The sequence below is a fragment of the Martinezella lusitana genome (genome assembly GCF_900094565.1).
Classification (GTDB): domain Bacteria; phylum Pseudomonadota; class Alphaproteobacteria; order Rhizobiales; family Rhizobiaceae; genus Rhizobium; species Rhizobium lusitanum.
Map to the genome: position 1 here is coordinate 118,781 of NZ_FMAF01000010.1, position 16,153 is coordinate 134,933.

The window sequence follows — 16,153 nt, forward strand, 5'->3', positions numbered from 1 at the left end:
CGAACAAGCGGCTGTTTACGGCAGAGCAACCGTAAACTGGATTTCGACCCTGATATCCGGCAGGCCTAGAACCGCCTGAACGGTTGCACGTGCCGGAGGCTCGTCCTTGTCGATCCAGGCGGTCCAGGCCCTGTTCATCGCGTCGAAATCCTCGATGTCGCGCAGCCAGATGGTCGCGCTGAGCAGCAGCGATCGGTTGGATCCGATTTTCTCAAGAAATGCGTCAGCCTTGGCCAGGATCTGTTCGGTTTGACCGACGGTATCCTTGCTTTTGTCATCGGCCGTCAGGCCTGAGAAATATGCGACCTTCTCATGGATGACGACCCGGCTCAGTCGTTCTGTTTTGGCGATGCGGGTGATCGTCATGATCTTTGTCCCATTCCATTCTTTGCGGCTAGGAAACGATCGGGGCGGAAATCAGTAAGGCTGTCGTGGAGACGCCCGCCGACCACTTCCTGCGCCACGGCTTTGCCCAGATGAGGCGCGATCGATACACCGCTGTGGGTGATGGCAACGTAGTATCCCTCAAAGCCGGGAACCCAACCACTGCAAGTCAGGTTGTCGCCGGGAATGGGGCGCACGATCGTGCGGATGGATTCCATGTCGTCTGGCTGAACCGCAGGCAGAACCTTTCGGACAGCTTGGAGCAGGAGGGAGGCCTCTGCACCCGCGGGATCCAGGGGCTGCATCTCGGTCACGAGAGAGTCGACCGAGATTTTGTGGATCACAAGACGGCCTGCGCCGTCCGGACGCACATCGAGATCGTCCATGTGAAATTGGCGACGAAGCGTGGTCGCGATGGGCAAGGTGAAGCCCAAAATACCCATGTTCGAAGCCATCGGGATGGCGGGCACACCGTCCAGAACATGGGCAGCCCAGCTACCCGTGCAATTGATGATGGCGTCGGCCTCGTAGATTGATCCGTCTACGGTCTTGACCGCCTTTGCCACGCTGTTGCGGACATCGATCGATTTTACGCTGGTGAATGGACGGATATCGGCGTCCCACTTCTCTTTCGCCGCGCGCAAAAGCCAGGCGGCGTAAAGGACCGGGTGCACCCAGCCCTCTTCCGGGTAGTAGACGATCGGCGAATTCTGAATAGCAGAGTGATCGATTTCGGGTTCCAGTTCAGCCAGCCGGCTTTTGCTGATCCATTCGACGCCATAGCCCCAGTCGCGCATCTGGTCAGCATTGTCGAGCTGGGCTGGCCAATCGCTCTCGTTCGAATACCATTCGATGCTGCCGGTCTGGTGGAACCACGGGGCATGACCAAATTCACGCGCAAGGTCGAGATGCGCCCGCATGCCCGCGACGTTCAATGCAAAGTAGGGCTGGGGCCTTTTGCCCGTCGCATTGGTCCACGCAAAACTGGTGGCCGATGCTCCCCCGGCAATCTTGCCGGCTTCGAGCACCGTAACCTCAGCCCCGGCCTTAGCCGCCTCGTAGGCCACGGAACTCCCAACGATCCCGGCCCCTATCACTACGACGCGCATATTGTTCTCCTATTGACATCAGTTCGACCGGCTTTGCTGCCCTCTCGATGGACGGCAGTAAATGCGGTGATGTCAGCATGTATGGGTGACGAAGGACCGGAGGGTCAAACAACCGCAAGAGTGCGGTTTATAAGCAATAGTTATGAAGGTCGGCTGGATCCACGGTGAGCCGCAAGACTATGAGAAATGGGCAGAAGCTTGGCTTTCCAGGTTATCAAGTTTGCCGGCCCCCAGCTTTTCTTTGGTGGTATCTCTTGTCTTGTTTGCCATCAGCCCGAGGCTAGAATGTCTTCACTTCCATCCCGACAAGGATATTCGAACGGCCTTCTGGTCATTGACGGGCCAACCGCCGAGTCTCTGGTTTCCATCGAGGAGGCCATCGCGCTTGCCGACATTGCGTTGAGACGGACATCTGACGAGACAGCACAGCAAGACATCCGGCGGACCTTACCCTTCCCCGGCATGGCCGGGACATGCCTCTCCGTCATGTACGGCTCAGCAAGCGAAGCCGAGCCGTTCGGCGCCAAAGTTCAGTCGGTCTACCCGCACAACTTTGAGCATGGGCTGCCCTCTCACCAAGGTGGCGTTCTGCTTTTCGATCGGCAGACCGGGCGGCCCGTCGCCCTGATTAATGCCAGCGCCATAACCGGTATGAGGACGCCGGCGGCAAGCGCGGTGGCGACGCGTGCGCTTTCGCGCCCCGACGCGTGCGAGCTTGCACTGATCGGATATGGCGAGCAAGCCGAACGGCATATCGCCACGATCAGCGCGGTCCGCGCCATATCCCGTGTTCGCGTCTGGGGTCGAAACCCCGAGAAGGCAAAGGCTTTCGCTGACCATCAGACCAGCAAGGGCATCCCTGCGATTCCCTATGGGACGGCACGGGCGGCAGTGGATGGAGCGGACATTGTCTGTACCGTCACATCGGCCAAGTCACCGGTGCTGATGGGGGAATGGCTGGCGCCCGGAACCCATATCAATGCGGTCGGCGCGAGTGTCGCGGCGCTCCAGGAAGTCGACCTCGAATGCGTTCAACGCTCCCGCATCTGGGTCGATTACATGCCCATGGCAATGGCAGCGGCCTCGGACATCTTCGAGCCGTTGGCTAAAGGCATCATCGGCCCGGCAAACCTGATCGGCGAGATCGGCGCTGTGTTGAATGGTACGATCTCCGGGCGAAACGCGCCATCTGAGATTACGCTTTATCGCTCGCTCGGCGTCCCCGCGCAGGACATCGTGTTTGCCAACTTCATTTTCCAGAAGGCGAGAGATCTTGGTCTTGGCGTCGAAGTATCATTGTGAGGATTGACATGCTTCCCAGCCAACGACACCTGTTTTCGATCCCCGACGATGTAACCTATCTCGATGCAGCCTACATGTCGCCGATCCCAAATGTCGCCGCGGAAGCGGGTCGCGACGGGGTTCTGGTCAAGGCCGCCCCATGGGATATGACCATCAACTCCTATTATGACGAGGTAGAGCGAGCCCGGGGGCTTGCAGCATCGTTCATCGGGGCATCGATCGACGACGTCGGTGTTATTCCGGCAACCAGTTATGGGATTGCCGTCGCCGCTGCGAACGTACACGTCGCGCCTGGCTCGGTCATCATCATGATGGATAACGAGCACACTTCACACCGCTACGCCTGGTACGAGCTTGCGGAAAAGAAGGGCGCCACTGTTTTGACGGTGCCGCGGAATCCTGACGATGACTGGGGCTCCGCACTCGCGGCAGCCATCAAGAACTCGGCAGCTCCGGTGTCGGTCGTGGCCGGCACCATAGTCCATTGGTTTGAGGGCATGAGTGTCGATATCCAGGTGGTCGCCGACGCCGCGCATGCTGTCGGAGCGGCACTCGTGATGGATGGAACGCAATGGGTCGGCGCGGTGCCCTTCGATGTCTCGAAGGTGCGCCCTGACTTCCTGTCTTTTGCGACCTACAAGTTCCTGCTGGGTCCCTATCGCCTGGCCTTCCTTTACGCCGACAAGAAATGGCAGGAAGCTGGCAAACCGATCGAATTTCACTCCTGGAACCGTGAAGGGGGTGACAGATCGGACTTCTACCTTGAGACGATGCCGGACTATCTGCCGGGAAGCCGCCGCTTCGACATGGGCGAGCGCTCGGATTTCGCCGTGCTGCCGATCGCCATTCGCTCGCTCGAGCTTCTTCAGGGTTGGGGACCATCTGCTGTCTTCGAACGCCTGGTGCATCTGAACAAGCTGATCTGGCGGGAGGCAGAGGCACGAGGCTTTCAAGGTCCCCGTGAGGACCTTCGTGCTCCACACATCTCCGTCGTGGAACTTAGTGAACGCTTCCGGCCGGATCTGGCAAAGAACCTGAGGGATAATAAGGCATTTGTTACCGTTCGCGGGACAAAGATGCGCATCACGCCCCACGTCTACAATGACGAACAAGACATCCACAGACTGTTTGAGCTCGTCGATACCCTGACCGCCTGAACGCGTAACATGATCAAGGCGCTAGCGTTCGCCGAGCGCCTTGATCTCCCGGTCGACGATATTCATGTATTCCCGCGTCGATTGGATCAGGTGCTCGATGAAGGTGTCCGCCGCCGTTGAGGCGATGGTGCCCCATGGTCTGTAAACACTCAGATTGATGTCCAAATGCGGCTGGAAATCGCGAATCTCGATCGGCAGATCTCTTGCCATCCATGCCGACAGACGGTCGACAACAGTCACGCCCACTCCGTTAGCCACCAGGTTGATGCAGGTGTTGGACAGTGCGGCCTCAACCTTCAGTGACCGATTGATGCCCCTACTCTCGCACAGCTCATCAAGTTGTTTGCGCATGGGGTCACCCACTCCCAATGAAACGAAATTCAAACCGTCGAGATCGTCAGCTTGAATGACCGAGAGCTTCCCAAGGGGATGGCCCTTCGGCATGACACAAACCGGAGGCGTGGCGACAAGGGCACGTCGGACGACTGACGGGGTGTCGTCGTTGACCTCCGCCGCAACGCCTATATCTAGCTGATTGCGGCCGGCGCGCTGGATGATCGTCGACGAGCTTCGGATATCCAGGGTGACCGAAACATCCGGGTATTGCTTGGTGAAGCTGGCGACGATAGAGGGCAGAAGCGTCAGTCCGAAGGCAGGTAGCGCCGAGATATTGAGCCGGCCACTCCGCAGCTCCCGGATTTCCTTGGCGATCTGAGATATCCCGCGGACCGTCTCGAACAGTCGGCGCACTTCCGCATAAAGCATGTGGGCTTCGGGCGTCGGGATCAAGCGCTGACGATGGTTGCGAAACAGCGGAAAGCCGGCCTTGTTTGTCAGCTGCAGCAGGATCTTGCTGACCGCTGGCTGAGTGATATCGAGGGCATCGGCTGCCTTTGTCGTCGTTCCGTGCGACATGACCGCCGCAAAGACTTCCACTTCACGTGGCGTGAAATCCACATCGCCTGGGATCACCCTAGCCTCCGTTGGCGAGAAACAAAAAGAAGCCCCGATTAGTATCGGGAAGCCATCCGGGTTTCCATATATTTGAAGCCGGAAGTGATGATGAAGGCCAGGACAAAGTAGACCAGTGCGGCCGCAAGCAGCGGCTCGTAGGTCCGAAATGTCTGGGCGCGCACAAGGTTGGCGGCTGCCATCGTCTCGAAAACCGTGATCGCAGCGGTCAGCGCCGTCCCCTTCAATAGTAGGATGTTCTGACCGCCAATCGCCGGCAGCGCCAGCCTGAATGCCTGCGGGAGCAGGATCGATCGGGTGATGCGATTTTTGGACAGGCCAAGCGAGCGACCCGCCTCGTTTTGCCCGGTCGGGAGGCCGAGAATGGCGCCCCTCCAGATTTCCGCGCAATAGGCGGCCGTATTCAACGAAAGCACGACGTAAGCATAGCCGTTTGCACTGCGAAACAGCGGCCAGAAAGCGCTGTATCGGATTGCCGGGACGGTTGCGAGGATCTGGCCGACGCCAAAGTAGAAAATATAAAGCTGAACCAGCAGCGGCGTACCGCGAAAGGCAAGCATGAAGCCCATGACGGGATATCTGATCCAGCCCCGCGTGGATATCCGGCCCAGTGCCACCGGAAGTGCCAACAGATTGCCCGTGAAGGCACAAACGATGAACAGCACGATGGTCGTCTGCAAACCCGTGAGAAGTTCGCCTGAGAGATAAGATCCGAAATCAGACATCTTATGTGCGCCTCCAGGCGTGAGAAGCCTTCACTTCGAAATAATGAAACACAAGCGACGACACGCCAGACATTACGAGAAAGACTACGCCAACCGCTGCATAGAACAGCAGGTAGTGTCGCGTGGCGCCGGCGGCCATCTTGCCGACCAGCACCAGTTCAGTGAAGCCAATGAGGCTCACCAGTGAGCTTTCCTTGAGGACGATGAGCCACAAATTACCCAGCCCCGGCAGCGCCAGCGGCAACATCTGTGGGATGATCACCAGGAAGAACGTCTGTTTGCGCGTCAGCCCCACTGCAAAGGCTGCTTCGGTCTGGCCGCGAGCCACGGCGACGATTGCGCCACGAAGCACTTCCGTGCTGTAGCCGCCCTGGACCACGCCAAGCGCGATCGCGGCTGCGACAAAGCCATTGAGCTGGAACTGGACCGACAGGCCGGACATGCTCAACAGGTAGCTTAGGGCATCGGTCGCCGAGTAGTAGATCAGAAAGATAACGAGAATGTCCGGCACAGATCGAATGACGGTCGTGTAGGTGCTGGCAACAGACCTGGCGACGACGCTCTTCGACTGTTTGGCAATGGCGCCGAACAGTCCAAGGATCAATCCGATGAGATAGGCGCTTACGGAAATCTCGATGCTGAGCCACGCGCCTTTCAGCAGCTCGTCGCTCCAGCCTTGAGCGCCAAAGCCGAGTAAAGATAACCAGTTCATACTTGCATCCATGTCGCTTCAATTCGCCGTGTAAGGAAAAGAGCCGGCCACGAAGTGCCTGCTCCAAACCCAGACCCGATCATTATTCGCCATAGATGTCGAAGTTGAAATAACGCTTGGTTATCGCGTCATATTCGCCGCTCGCATGTACGGCCTTGAGAGCGGCATTCAGCTTGTCCTTAAGCGCGGTATCTTCCTTGCGCAGGCCGCCGCCGTCGCCGTCGCCGAACATCGTCTCATGCGGCAAGGTCACCTTGATCTCGTAGGCCTGGCCCTCGGGCTTGTTGAGGAAATCCTGGATCTGTATCCCTGCGGCCGCCATGAGATCGACGCGGCCCGCCTGCATGTCGGCGATCTCGTCATCGAGCGTCGGATAGAGTTTCAGATCGGAGATGCCATTGAATTTCTGCTGCATATAGGTGGCCTGTAGGCTCGAGCTCTGTGCGGCGACCGCAATTCCCTTGAAGCTGTCGGGCTTTGCCACATCGAAGCTGCGCGTGTCAGCCTTTGCCCCGACCAGGACATTGGGCGAGTAATAATACTTGTCGGTGAAATCGATGACCTTCTTGCGCGCGTCGGTAATCGACATGGAGCTCCAGATGACATCGAACTTCTTGGCAAGCAGTGCCGGGATGATGCCGTCCCATGCGACGTCAACGACCTCGCACTTCGCCTTCATCTGCTTGCAGACGGCGTCCATCAGGTCGATCTCCCAGCCCTGCCATTTGCCGCTTGCGTCCTTGACCGAGAAAGGTGCGTAAGGTTCAGCGGCCACGCCGAAACGGATGACGTCGTCAGCAGCGGAGGACGACTTGGCCACGCCGAACGTTGCAGCGATGACGGATAGTACGATTGCAATCTTTTTCATGTTTTTATTCCCCTTTTTTGTGGATGTTGGATTCAATAAGCCGAGCCGGTCCCCAATCGGCTCAGAGCACTGCACACGGAAAACAGGTAGTCGTCCGTGTCTTGAGGTGTGGTGATCTGCATGGATGCTGGAAGCGCGCCTTTTGTCGGCACTGGCATTGCGAGCGTCGGAACACCGAAGAAGTTGGCCCAGCGACGGAAGTGACCGCCCGCCAAACCATAGGGCACGAACTCGTTTCCCACTGCCGTCATTTCGTCCGACAGTCTTGGTGCAAAACCGGGAACGACTGGTGTTGCCAAAACGTCGACCTCCGACATGAGGTTCTGGAACTCGCCCTGGATTTGCGCCCGGTAGGCGAGCGCTGATCGATAGCCAGCTTCTGAAATCGGGGCGCCCGTCGATAGGAAGTTGCGAACTGCTGCCCCTACCCGCTCCGGCTGCGCTTCCACGAGCCGGCCATAGTGAGTTCTGAACTCATACATCAGTATCGTTAGCCCTGCCTCGCGGACCTCGCGGGCGAACTGGAATGGGAGGGCCTGGATTTGAGCGCCCGCCATTTGTGCGGAAGCCAGAAAGGCGTCATGTGCGGCTATGGTCGCGGGATCAACAGCTGCTGCGTATAAATCTGGGCACACACCGATCCGAAGGCCCGACACCGAAACGCTTCTCTCGTCCGGTGGATCCATGCCGACCATCGCATAATGAAGCAAACGGGCGTCGGCCACGCTGGCAGCAATCGGGCCGATCGTGTCGAATGTCGGTGCGGTCGGCAGAGTGCCAGTCGGGTCAATGACACCGTTGGTCGGTTTGAAGCCCGCGAGCCCGGTCGCGGCGGCAACTGATCGGTTTGATCCGCCGGTATCTGTGCCAATGGCAGCGACGCAGAAGCCTGCCGCCACCGCAGCCGCAGACCCGCTGCTCGTTCCGCCAGTGCCTCGCTCCGGATCGATGGGGTTGACCACCTTGCCGTACCAGGGATTGTCGTGATTGCCGGCAGTCAGCTCATGGAGATTTGTTTTGCCGATGATGATCGCGCCTGCCGATCTCAGGTTCGCCACGCAACGGGCGTCGCTCACGGTATCGTCGCTATCAAACAGGCGGGACGCAGCGGTCGTTTGCCAGCCACGAACATCGATCACGTCCTTCACGGCGATCGGGATGCCATGCAGCGAGCCGAGGCGTTTGCCCGCTCGAATTACTGCCTCTGCCTCTCGGGCCTCTTCCAGTGCTTCATCACGCGCGACGAAGATCATCGCCCGATTTTTGCCGTTTAGCTCATCGATCCGGCGCAGGCAGTCTTCAACCAAGGTCACAGGCGACATGCCGGCAGCGAAGCTGACATGTATCTGTGCAATCGTTTGGGGAAGGTGCTTCGCCATCAGGTCTTGTTGCTCTCATGTCGCGCTTTCTGCTAGCTGGACGCTAACAGGTCGGCCCCGAGCTTCCTAATTCCTGCGGACGGTTGGTTGATTACCAATAGTTATGACTCTCGACGTGGGGCGCCCAATCCACCCGCGCCGCAACGCCGTGATGTTGACAGGAAGCGTTGCACAAAGATTCGACAGAGGGCTGCGCCTAAGTCAGAAAGGTCCCTGGTCTTGATAGGAATCGAACCTTCGGCTTCTCAGGCTTCTGGGCACTAAACTACGGAACAATATGAATTTAGACGTTCGCGCCAATTTTCCGCCTTGCCGAGGAAACGAAGTATTGTCGCTTCGAAGATGGCCGCGCAGCGAAAAAGAGAACGCGTGAACGCCCCAGGTTTCTGGACCAGCTGAGGCTGGAGTATTCCAGCTTCATACTTCTCATGCGGAGATGGTCATCGGTTCCATGAATGATCGGGTCGATATCCACGAGGCATCGGATGGGTCATCGTTTTACCGCATGGAATAGGCATGGCCTGCGTGCTTCAATCAGGTGCCGAGTCATCGTGGCACAAAAGTATGTGCGTGCCGTCATCGCTGCCCAGTTGATCCGGTGGCCTCTTCAGCAACGCCTGCAGTGCCGCCCGCAAGTCGTCATCATCAATGCTCTCAACCACGGCGCCATGACGCAGCAACGCATGGGCAAGCAAAGCGTCGCCGGCCCCTGCGGCGCGCCCTAGCGACCCGCCATGGCTGCTATGCGCGGGCACAGCACCGAGTCTCGCCAGCGCATCCAGCATGGCTTCGAGTTGTCCGATCCAGACGGCGCTCGGGCTGTGTTCGATCCACTCGTCGAAGGATGTCCAGACCTGGTCCTGCTCATTGTCACTGCCGACCCTGACGCCTTGCTCGCCGAGCCAACGCAAGGCGTCGATGGCCCCTGAGCGCACCGCCGCACTGGTGACACTGTCGAAGGCGACCTCTGCAGGAGGGTTCTCGTTCATTGGCTGGTGCGGGTTTGCGCCATGTGCGATCAACGCGCGCATGGTGTCTACGTGGTTGCCGAAGGCGGCGCCGGCAAAGGCTTCCTGCACCTGATCCCGGTCCCATTGCGGCAGAAACCGCTCGATCACGGCCATGTTGCCACTGGCACCCGCCCGCCCTGGCAGGGCGAAATAGCCTTCGTAGTAAGCACCCTCCTTGCAGATACCCATGAGGTAAGCTCTGTTCAGAAACTCTTTCTCATAGGTTCGCTTGGTCGCACCCTCCAGCAGCACGCCGAGGATGCGTGGTGCCTGCGCGACGATGGCCTTAGGTAGCCATTCCCCACGCGGGCAGGATTTCCCGCAGATCTTGTATGCCTTGGCGAAGCTTGCGTCGTCGTCATGGAATAGCGCGGCCTGCATGACGCCCCGGGGCTCCTTGGCACGTTGCTCTTCTTCGTAATCCCAAGCCTGCTGGCGCTGGCGCTGCCAATCTTCGAGAAAGCCCGAGGCGACGCTCATGCCGATTATCCCTATCGCCAGCACTTGCAGCCAGAAGAACCAGGAACGCGGGAACGGACGCTTCCATGGTTTGTCCAGCACGGCATAGACGACAAGCATAATCGCACCCATGGGACAGGCGACCATGGCCAGTTCCACGACCGCGACTGCCGCCGAGTAGCCGCCCTGGCCGCTAACAAGCGCAAGAAACAGCAACGGCCCGAACAGGCAGAGGGCCGCCGCCGTAAGCAACAGGGCCAGCAGCGGATGCATCGGTTTTGAACTCATTGCTTCGCTATCCATGCTTTTTCCTAGGGATGCTTCCGCTTCGGCTGTCCAGTGCGCCAAGCAACGAGCTTAAATCGATCAATCGATGGGCAATCAAGTGACCGACCCCATCAGCCCGCTCGCAGCGTCCATCCACGCCCAGCAATCGCGCCTCCAGAAAATACGCGATTGGCGCTCAGCGACCTGGCTCCAGACGGCGACACTGATGGGACCGTACGGCAGATAGGCTTCTAAGCTCATCCACACTGCTCTCGTAGCACCGTCGCCAGCATATCCGCGAATGAATCGAAGGTTTCAAACCGCTCGTCCGGGAACCCCATATTGATCGTATGAAACTGCCGATCCCGTCGATCGAAAACGAACTGTGCCATATTCCCAGCGTGGCCAAGAACAATAACCTCGGCACTTTCCAGGTCCAGATTCTCAGGCACAAGGTCCTCTGCCGTTTTGAAGTATGCGCAGTTGATCTGTATCCCGTTCGTTAGTCGGAGCAAGGCGACATACGCCTCCGGCACCAACTCGTCTAAGTCCCGCCGAGCAGCCACCTGCATCTGATCGAGAGCGTCTTCTTCCGCTACGGGATTGAGGTAGACACCCGTCATTGGGTTGCGACCCAATTCGATCAAAGTTTCCAATGCGTCAATCTTGTCTGTCATTCCATTTCCGATGGCCGGATCAATCTTAAGCACGCACCTTAAAACAACGCGCGGCCACACTGCACGAAGTGAAAACGCTGTTCTCAGGCAACGGCGTGGATCAGCACCGAGGGCTCACCCCTTAACGTTGCCGCGCAAGACACTGAACGGAAATTCAAAGTTGAAACCGCCCGGCGTCATGATCGGCAATGATGACCCTAAACAGGTTACAAATTTTCTTGCAAAGTCATGCACTTGTTTCCTTTCTGTTTGGGGGGGAAATCTTCGGCATTGATTTACAGGTAGCGATCTCTAACCGTGCTGGAGCAACAAGAAAACAGCGATAATTGCCGACAGGAAAAGTCCCGCCCCGGCCGCTGCTATACAAAAGAGAGTGAGCCATGTCCGCGCATTGCGAGGGCTTGGCCGCTGACCGTCAGCCATCCTGGTGATGAGATACGAACAGGCCGCGAGGACAACCGGCGTGGTTCCCCCGATCATCATCGCCATTGTTCCTTCTTGGGCGGAAGTTCGCCAGATCATCCCGCACAGGAAAATACCGGCAATCGTTCCCGCGATCAATGAACCAAGAATGAGAAGAATGCGCATTGTGTGCCTTTCGACTTGCACAGGAGATGTCGTTATTATCTGTTGTTTGATAGGGCTTCGGAGCTTATGGCAATGGTTCTGGAAGCAGATCATGATGGATAAGCGAGCAACCGGGATGGTGTTTTCCGCGCATTATCAGTTTGCCGGATCGTCGACGGTGATCTCTTCGAAATCCAGGATGCCTGCTTTTGGGTTGGGCAAGATGGCCAGCGTCGGCTTTCATCTGATCGGATTGCCCGATGTGCTGATCACGGTCGTCCAAAAAGATGATCAGCAGCCGTCAATCAATGCCGAACAACTCGAGATCGCTGCTCTGATTGATGATATCGCCGATGAAATGACGCGGGAAGGCGTTGAAGCAGCCCTGGCGGCTCGTCACAACACTCGATACGAAGAAGACCAATACAAATTCAATCCGTTCGAAGTGGCAAGCATTCAAGAGAAAAAGCTTTGACGAAGAGACTTTTGAAACTCCCTCTCATTTTGGTGGTTGCGATCATCGGAATTTCCTTTCTGGTTCCGACCTATCCCGATGTTCCTGTGGAAACGAACGAAGCTGTTGTCGCGCTCAACGTCAGCAATTCGGGTGAGCGCCTGCTTTTGCGAACGCTCGTCCACGATTATGATTTCACTCTGCCTCCAAACCGTCTGAACGAGCTGTCATCGGCACGATATGATCGCCTCAGTTCGCTCGGTGGAACCCGAGCCTATCTCGACAAAATAAGAGTGCGGTCGACGGGCATGGCGACAGCCAAGATCAGCATTATGCTTGGTGGCTATGATTCCAACCTCAGCAAAACAAGAAAAGGCATATTGCCTGACGATCTCAGAGCTGACCTGGTAACTCTTGGCTTCGTGCCTTCCAACGGAAATGTTGTCGGTGATTTCGACACACCGCTGTACATGATCTGGAGCACTGAATTGTCAGGACGGCAGTACCCCGCAAACAGCCGCGAAGCGTATACCGGGGTCGATCTGACGACACCAACTGTCTCTGAAACATTGGTTGTTTCAGATGATGAGCCGGCACTGGAACGGAACCGGCGGCTCAATACTATGTTGCGACCATTGACGGCCTTGAGAGACGGGGTCGAGACCGGGGCTCTCGTGCTTTTTATGATCATCATCGGAGCAAATCCAGCTCCCGGCGGATAGGTGTGAAGAGCATCCAAGGGCGACCCCATGAAGAGTGGCTTAAGTTATTGGCAATATATTACGTTCTTTACAGAAAATAGAGAACATACCGGCGCTGGCCGTGATCCCATGAACGTTCCGATTTCCCCATAAATTTCAAACTGTTGCAGAGGATCCCAACGGGGTCATTGTTCCGAGCCTGTTCACAGCCAGCGACCTTCAATGCCCGCAGGCCTAGCCTCCAAAGCTCGCGGGAAGTTGGGCGGCGAGCACGTCGATCGCCAGCCTGGAGCGAAGCGGCAAGTACTGGGCTTCACGATCCAATTTCTGATTCGTCATCATTGCCGTCGCCGCCCTTGATGGATTCCCCGAGACGGCGGATACACTGCGTCGTCGATTGAAGGTTCTCCAGATTGAAACTCGTGCCAATTTCGTGTGTCCAAATGCGCTGACGCCACTCAACTTCTTTATATAACTGGCGGCCTCGTTCTGTGAAAACGAGAAGTTTTGCTCGCTTGTGGTCGGGGTTGTTGACATATTTGACAAGGTTATCCTTTAGCAAGCTACGAACAAGCCAAAGCACGCCTTGCCGGCTCAGTTCGAATTGCCGGGCGATTTGCGCGACTGTTCTTGGCGTATCCTTGATCGCTGCTAGGACTTGCCAACGAGCGCCCCGTCAGTCCCAGGTCGCGAAGCAAAGCATCGCCGGCCCGTATGATCCGGCCATTGGCCAAAAAAATTGCGTGGATAAATTCAGCTATTGCTGCTCCTTCGAGCGTGGGTTTCGACATCTTTGAATGGGTCTCCCCTGGCATCGGACGGTGATCAGTGGCGGTGTGCAGAGGCGCGGATTCGTCACGACAACTTCGCAGGTCACGCTATCCGAGCGCTAAACAGAATCAACTTGTACAATAAAACTTGCATCGCCATAGGACATCCGCGTTGCGACAGCTATCCATCAGTCGAACGAGAGGTCATGTCCCTCCAAGATCGATAAGGATTTGGTTGCTGGAGCGCACAAGAACTGTAACGCCTTGGCGACCATGTCCTCCAACCATAAATCAGCCAGATCGGTCAAGCATCGGAACGAACCCTGTGCCGTCGGCGCCGGTGTCGGAAAACGTGTGAATCGGCTCAGAATATTCACCCCACGAGTGTCCACGACAACCATTTGGAAGCGCTTAGAAAATTGATACATTGGCTAGGGTCAACTAATTGCTGGCGCTGATCCGCAATGCCGCTAAATTACTAGGTGAACTCAATAGCTTAGATGTCATCCGAAAGGGGTGAATGTTCTGAGCCGTTTCACAAAAACGACGTGGAATTTAACATCACTCCTTCGTCCCGCCGCCGACTCTGGTGTCCACCAGGACAAGTCTGAGGTTTCACATCGCTGTCATTGGCCGGTGTTAGCGCTCTTGTGTGAAGTGATGATGAGGAGGATAGAGCCGATGAGGAAATTTTTCCGCGCGATGCTGCTGGGTGCCACTGCGATGATGCCAACGTTTGGGATGGTTCAAGCTCAGGCTGCTCCGGCAAGTTATCAGCATGTTTTGCTCATTAGCATCGATGGCATGCATGCCATCGATCTGGCAAATTACGTCGCAGGTCACCCGACGAGCACTCTCGCTCATCTTGCCCAAACCGGTCTATTTTATCCCAATGCACTAACGTCCAATCCATCTGACTCCTTTCCAGGCATGGTTGCGCAAGTGACCGGCGGCTCCCCGGCGGTCACCGGCGTCTTTTATGACGACAGCTATGACCGGACTTACTTCGCTCCGGGTTCGAACTGTCAGGGCGCCCCTGGTGCAGAGGTCGCTTTTGCCGAGAACATCGATGTTGACTCTACCCGACTTGATGCGGGCGGCAAGCCAGGGCTGCCGATGACGCAGATCGACCCAGTGAAATTGCCTTTGGCGATGGTGAACGGCAAATGCACGGTCGTCTATCCGCATGATTTTGTGCGGGTGAACAATGTGTTTGAGATCGTGAAGAAGCATGGTGGCCGCACCGCTTGGTCTGACAAACATCCGGCTTATGAATGGCTTGCCGGCCCGTCGGGCAAGGGTCTGGATGACCTTTTTGCGCTGGAGCAGGATTCTGTTATCCCCGGCACAAAAGTGAAGACAACCGGCAGCTTCAAAGCCGAGCGCGATTTTGACGACGCCCGCGTCAAAGCTGTGATCAATGAGATGCATGGCTTCGATAGCACTGGCACAACCAAGCAGGCGGTTCCAACCCTGTTCGGCATGAACTTTCAAGCTGTGAGTGTTGGACAGAAGCTACCGAAATCCGGCCCTGCTGACGATGCCGGCCTTGTCGGCGGGTATTCCGACGCATCGGCTGCGCCGAACAATGGTTTGGCTCTGCAACTTGACTACGTCGATACTGCGCTTGGTCAACTCGTATCCGCGCTTCGCGACAACAAACTTGAAGCAAGCACATTGATAATCTTGGCGTCGAAGCACGGCCAATCGCCGATTGATCCGACCACCTTTCAAGCGCTGGACGATGATCCATATACTAAAACGCCTGGTTATGGCTTCCACATCGCCGACGATGCCGCGCTGATCTGGCTAAAGCCGCAGGATCGTGAAAAAAATACTGCCGATGCAACGGCATATCTTGATAAGGCGGTGAAAACGCTTGGCGTTGGGCAAATCATGACGCCAAATCAGATGGCGATTGCCTATCAGGACCCCTCCAAGGACAGCCGTACGCCTGATTTTATCGTCACTGTAAATCCGGGCGTCGTTTATACGTCTGGGACAAAGATTGCTGAACATGGCGGCAGTAACGCAAATGATCGAAATGTTCTTCTTCTTCTAAGCAATCCGGCGATAAAGGGCCAGGCAATCACTGCGCAGGTTCAAACAACACAGGTCGCGCCGACAATATTGCGTGCGCTAGGCCTCGATCCAGCAGAGCTGCAAGCCGTCATGGAGGAGGGCACACAGCCACTGCCGCGCTCTGGTTTCTAGGCCTCGATAGCAGGTTCTGGAGCGCTGCTTGGCTCCAGGACCGTGCCTGACAGAATTGGTAAATGGATCAAAATTCCACGTTTTCGCTCTATGCGACTGCGATCGAAAATAGTCCTTCACAGGTCGTTCGCAGCCGCATGGGCTCTACCGCAGCGGCAGGCAAAATACCGTGTCGTACCCACCCCACACCTCAAAGGTTATACAGAGGAAGGAATTCGCCTTTGGCGACCCTGGATTCCGCGACATCCGCGCGTATCGCCTTGTTGACGCCGGACTCCACCTTATTCAGCGTGTATTCGCGAGCTTGATTGATCTGCCTGCGGGTGTACCAGCTAGTGGCGGAGCCGCATGGCGACAGGAACGGCACAAAACTTCCTCATTCTGAATGAGATCTATCCGGTCCTCGCCGCACCGGTAGAGAGCATC

General features: G+C 56.9%; 15 protein-coding genes and 1 pseudogene. 5 read left to right on the plus strand and 11 right to left on the minus strand.

Going from position 1 to position 16,153, the window contains the following annotated elements; translation table 11 throughout:
• Positions 1 to 15: 15 nt before the first annotated feature.
• Both GA0061101_RS20785 and GA0061101_RS20790 read right to left on the minus strand, forming a co-directional pair.
• A complete protein-coding gene (locus tag GA0061101_RS20785) occupies positions 16 to 366 on the minus strand; it encodes a RidA family protein (RefSeq protein WP_092574740.1) in 351 nt (116 codons plus the stop codon).
• Positions 363 to 1,493 carry an NAD(P)/FAD-dependent oxidoreductase gene (locus tag GA0061101_RS20790; RefSeq protein WP_092574742.1) on the minus strand — a complete coding sequence of 377 codons (1,131 nt, stop codon included), beginning with the start codon at positions 1,491 to 1,493 and terminating at the stop codon, positions 363 to 365. The genes GA0061101_RS20785 and GA0061101_RS20790 overlap by 4 nt, the downstream gene beginning before the upstream one ends.
• A gap of 285 nt (positions 1,494 to 1,778) precedes the next feature.
• Here GA0061101_RS20790 and GA0061101_RS20795 point away from each other — a divergent pair, with 285 nt between their 5' ends.
• Complete coding sequence (locus GA0061101_RS20795; RefSeq protein ID WP_092574743.1) at positions 1,779 to 2,795, plus strand: ornithine cyclodeaminase family protein; 1,017 nt, start codon at positions 1,779 to 1,781, stop codon at positions 2,793 to 2,795.
• A gap of 8 nt (positions 2,796 to 2,803) precedes the next feature.
• A complete protein-coding gene (locus tag GA0061101_RS20800; protein WP_092574744.1) occupies positions 2,804 to 3,952 on the plus strand; it encodes an aminotransferase class V-fold PLP-dependent enzyme in 1,149 nt (382 codons plus the stop codon).
• A 21-nt stretch (positions 3,953 to 3,973) separates the two neighbouring features.
• On the opposite strand, the gene GA0061101_RS20805 is transcribed toward GA0061101_RS20800, so the two are convergent.
• The 8 genes from GA0061101_RS20805 to GA0061101_RS20845 all read right to left on the minus strand — a co-directional run bounded on the left by GA0061101_RS20805 (position 3,974) and on the right by GA0061101_RS20845 (position 11,609).
• Positions 3,974 to 4,924, minus strand: a complete 951-nt coding sequence (locus GA0061101_RS20805; RefSeq protein ID WP_245297524.1) for a LysR family transcriptional regulator — start codon at positions 4,922 to 4,924, stop codon at positions 3,974 to 3,976.
• A gap of 38 nt (positions 4,925 to 4,962) precedes the next feature.
• Entirely contained in the window at positions 4,963 to 5,649 is a 687-nt protein-coding gene (locus GA0061101_RS20810) for an ABC transporter permease (RefSeq protein ID WP_092574747.1), read from the minus strand.
• Between the two features lies 1 nt (position 5,650).
• Positions 5,651 to 6,361 (minus strand): ABC transporter permease, encoded by a 711-nt coding sequence (locus tag GA0061101_RS20815; RefSeq protein ID WP_245297525.1) that lies wholly within the window; start codon positions 6,359 to 6,361, stop codon positions 5,651 to 5,653.
• An 82-nt stretch (positions 6,362 to 6,443) separates the two neighbouring features.
• On the minus strand, positions 6,444 to 7,229 hold the full coding sequence (locus tag GA0061101_RS20820; RefSeq protein WP_092574750.1) for a transporter substrate-binding domain-containing protein: 786 nt from the start codon (positions 7,227 to 7,229) through the stop codon (positions 6,444 to 6,446).
• Between the two features lie 32 nt (positions 7,230 to 7,261).
• Entirely contained in the window at positions 7,262 to 8,551 is a 1,290-nt protein-coding gene (locus tag GA0061101_RS20825) for an amidase (RefSeq protein ID WP_245297526.1), read from the minus strand.
• 587 nt (positions 8,552 to 9,138) lie between these two features.
• The gene (locus GA0061101_RS20830; RefSeq protein WP_092574753.1) at positions 9,139 to 10,380 is read right to left on the minus strand and encodes an ankyrin repeat domain-containing protein; all 1,242 of its coding nucleotides are present in this window, start codon (positions 10,378 to 10,380) and stop codon (positions 9,139 to 9,141) included.
• Between the two features lie 221 nt (positions 10,381 to 10,601).
• Positions 10,602 to 11,021, minus strand: a complete 420-nt coding sequence (locus GA0061101_RS20840) for an SMI1/KNR4 family protein (protein ID WP_092574754.1) — start codon at positions 11,019 to 11,021, stop codon at positions 10,602 to 10,604.
• Positions 11,022 to 11,312: 291 nt separating this feature from the next.
• Positions 11,313 to 11,609 (minus strand): hypothetical protein, encoded by a 297-nt coding sequence (locus tag GA0061101_RS20845; protein WP_141694104.1) that lies wholly within the window; start codon positions 11,607 to 11,609, stop codon positions 11,313 to 11,315.
• A 91-nt stretch (positions 11,610 to 11,700) separates the two neighbouring features.
• Between GA0061101_RS20845 and GA0061101_RS20850 the strand changes: the two genes are divergently transcribed.
• Both GA0061101_RS20850 and GA0061101_RS20855 read left to right on the plus strand, forming a co-directional pair.
• Positions 11,701 to 12,063: a hypothetical protein gene (locus tag GA0061101_RS20850; protein WP_425350006.1), complete on the plus strand. Its 363-nt coding sequence runs from the start codon at positions 11,701 to 11,703 to the stop codon at positions 12,061 to 12,063.
• A complete protein-coding gene (locus GA0061101_RS20855; protein WP_092574757.1) occupies positions 12,060 to 12,764 on the plus strand; it encodes a hypothetical protein in 705 nt (234 codons plus the stop codon). The genes GA0061101_RS20850 and GA0061101_RS20855 overlap by 4 nt, the downstream gene beginning before the upstream one ends.
• A 292-nt stretch (positions 12,765 to 13,056) precedes the next feature.
• On the opposite strand, the pseudogene GA0061101_RS41110 reads toward GA0061101_RS20855, so the two are convergent.
• Positions 13,057 to 13,401: pseudogene (locus tag GA0061101_RS41110) on the minus strand (MarR family winged helix-turn-helix transcriptional regulator); the annotation flags it as partial.
• Between the two features lie 793 nt (positions 13,402 to 14,194).
• Here GA0061101_RS41110 and GA0061101_RS20870 point away from each other — a divergent pair.
• On the plus strand, positions 14,195 to 15,727 hold the full coding sequence (locus GA0061101_RS20870; protein ID WP_092574761.1) for an alkaline phosphatase family protein: 1,533 nt from the start codon (positions 14,195 to 14,197) through the stop codon (positions 15,725 to 15,727).
• Positions 15,728 to 16,153: the final 426 nt, after the last annotated feature.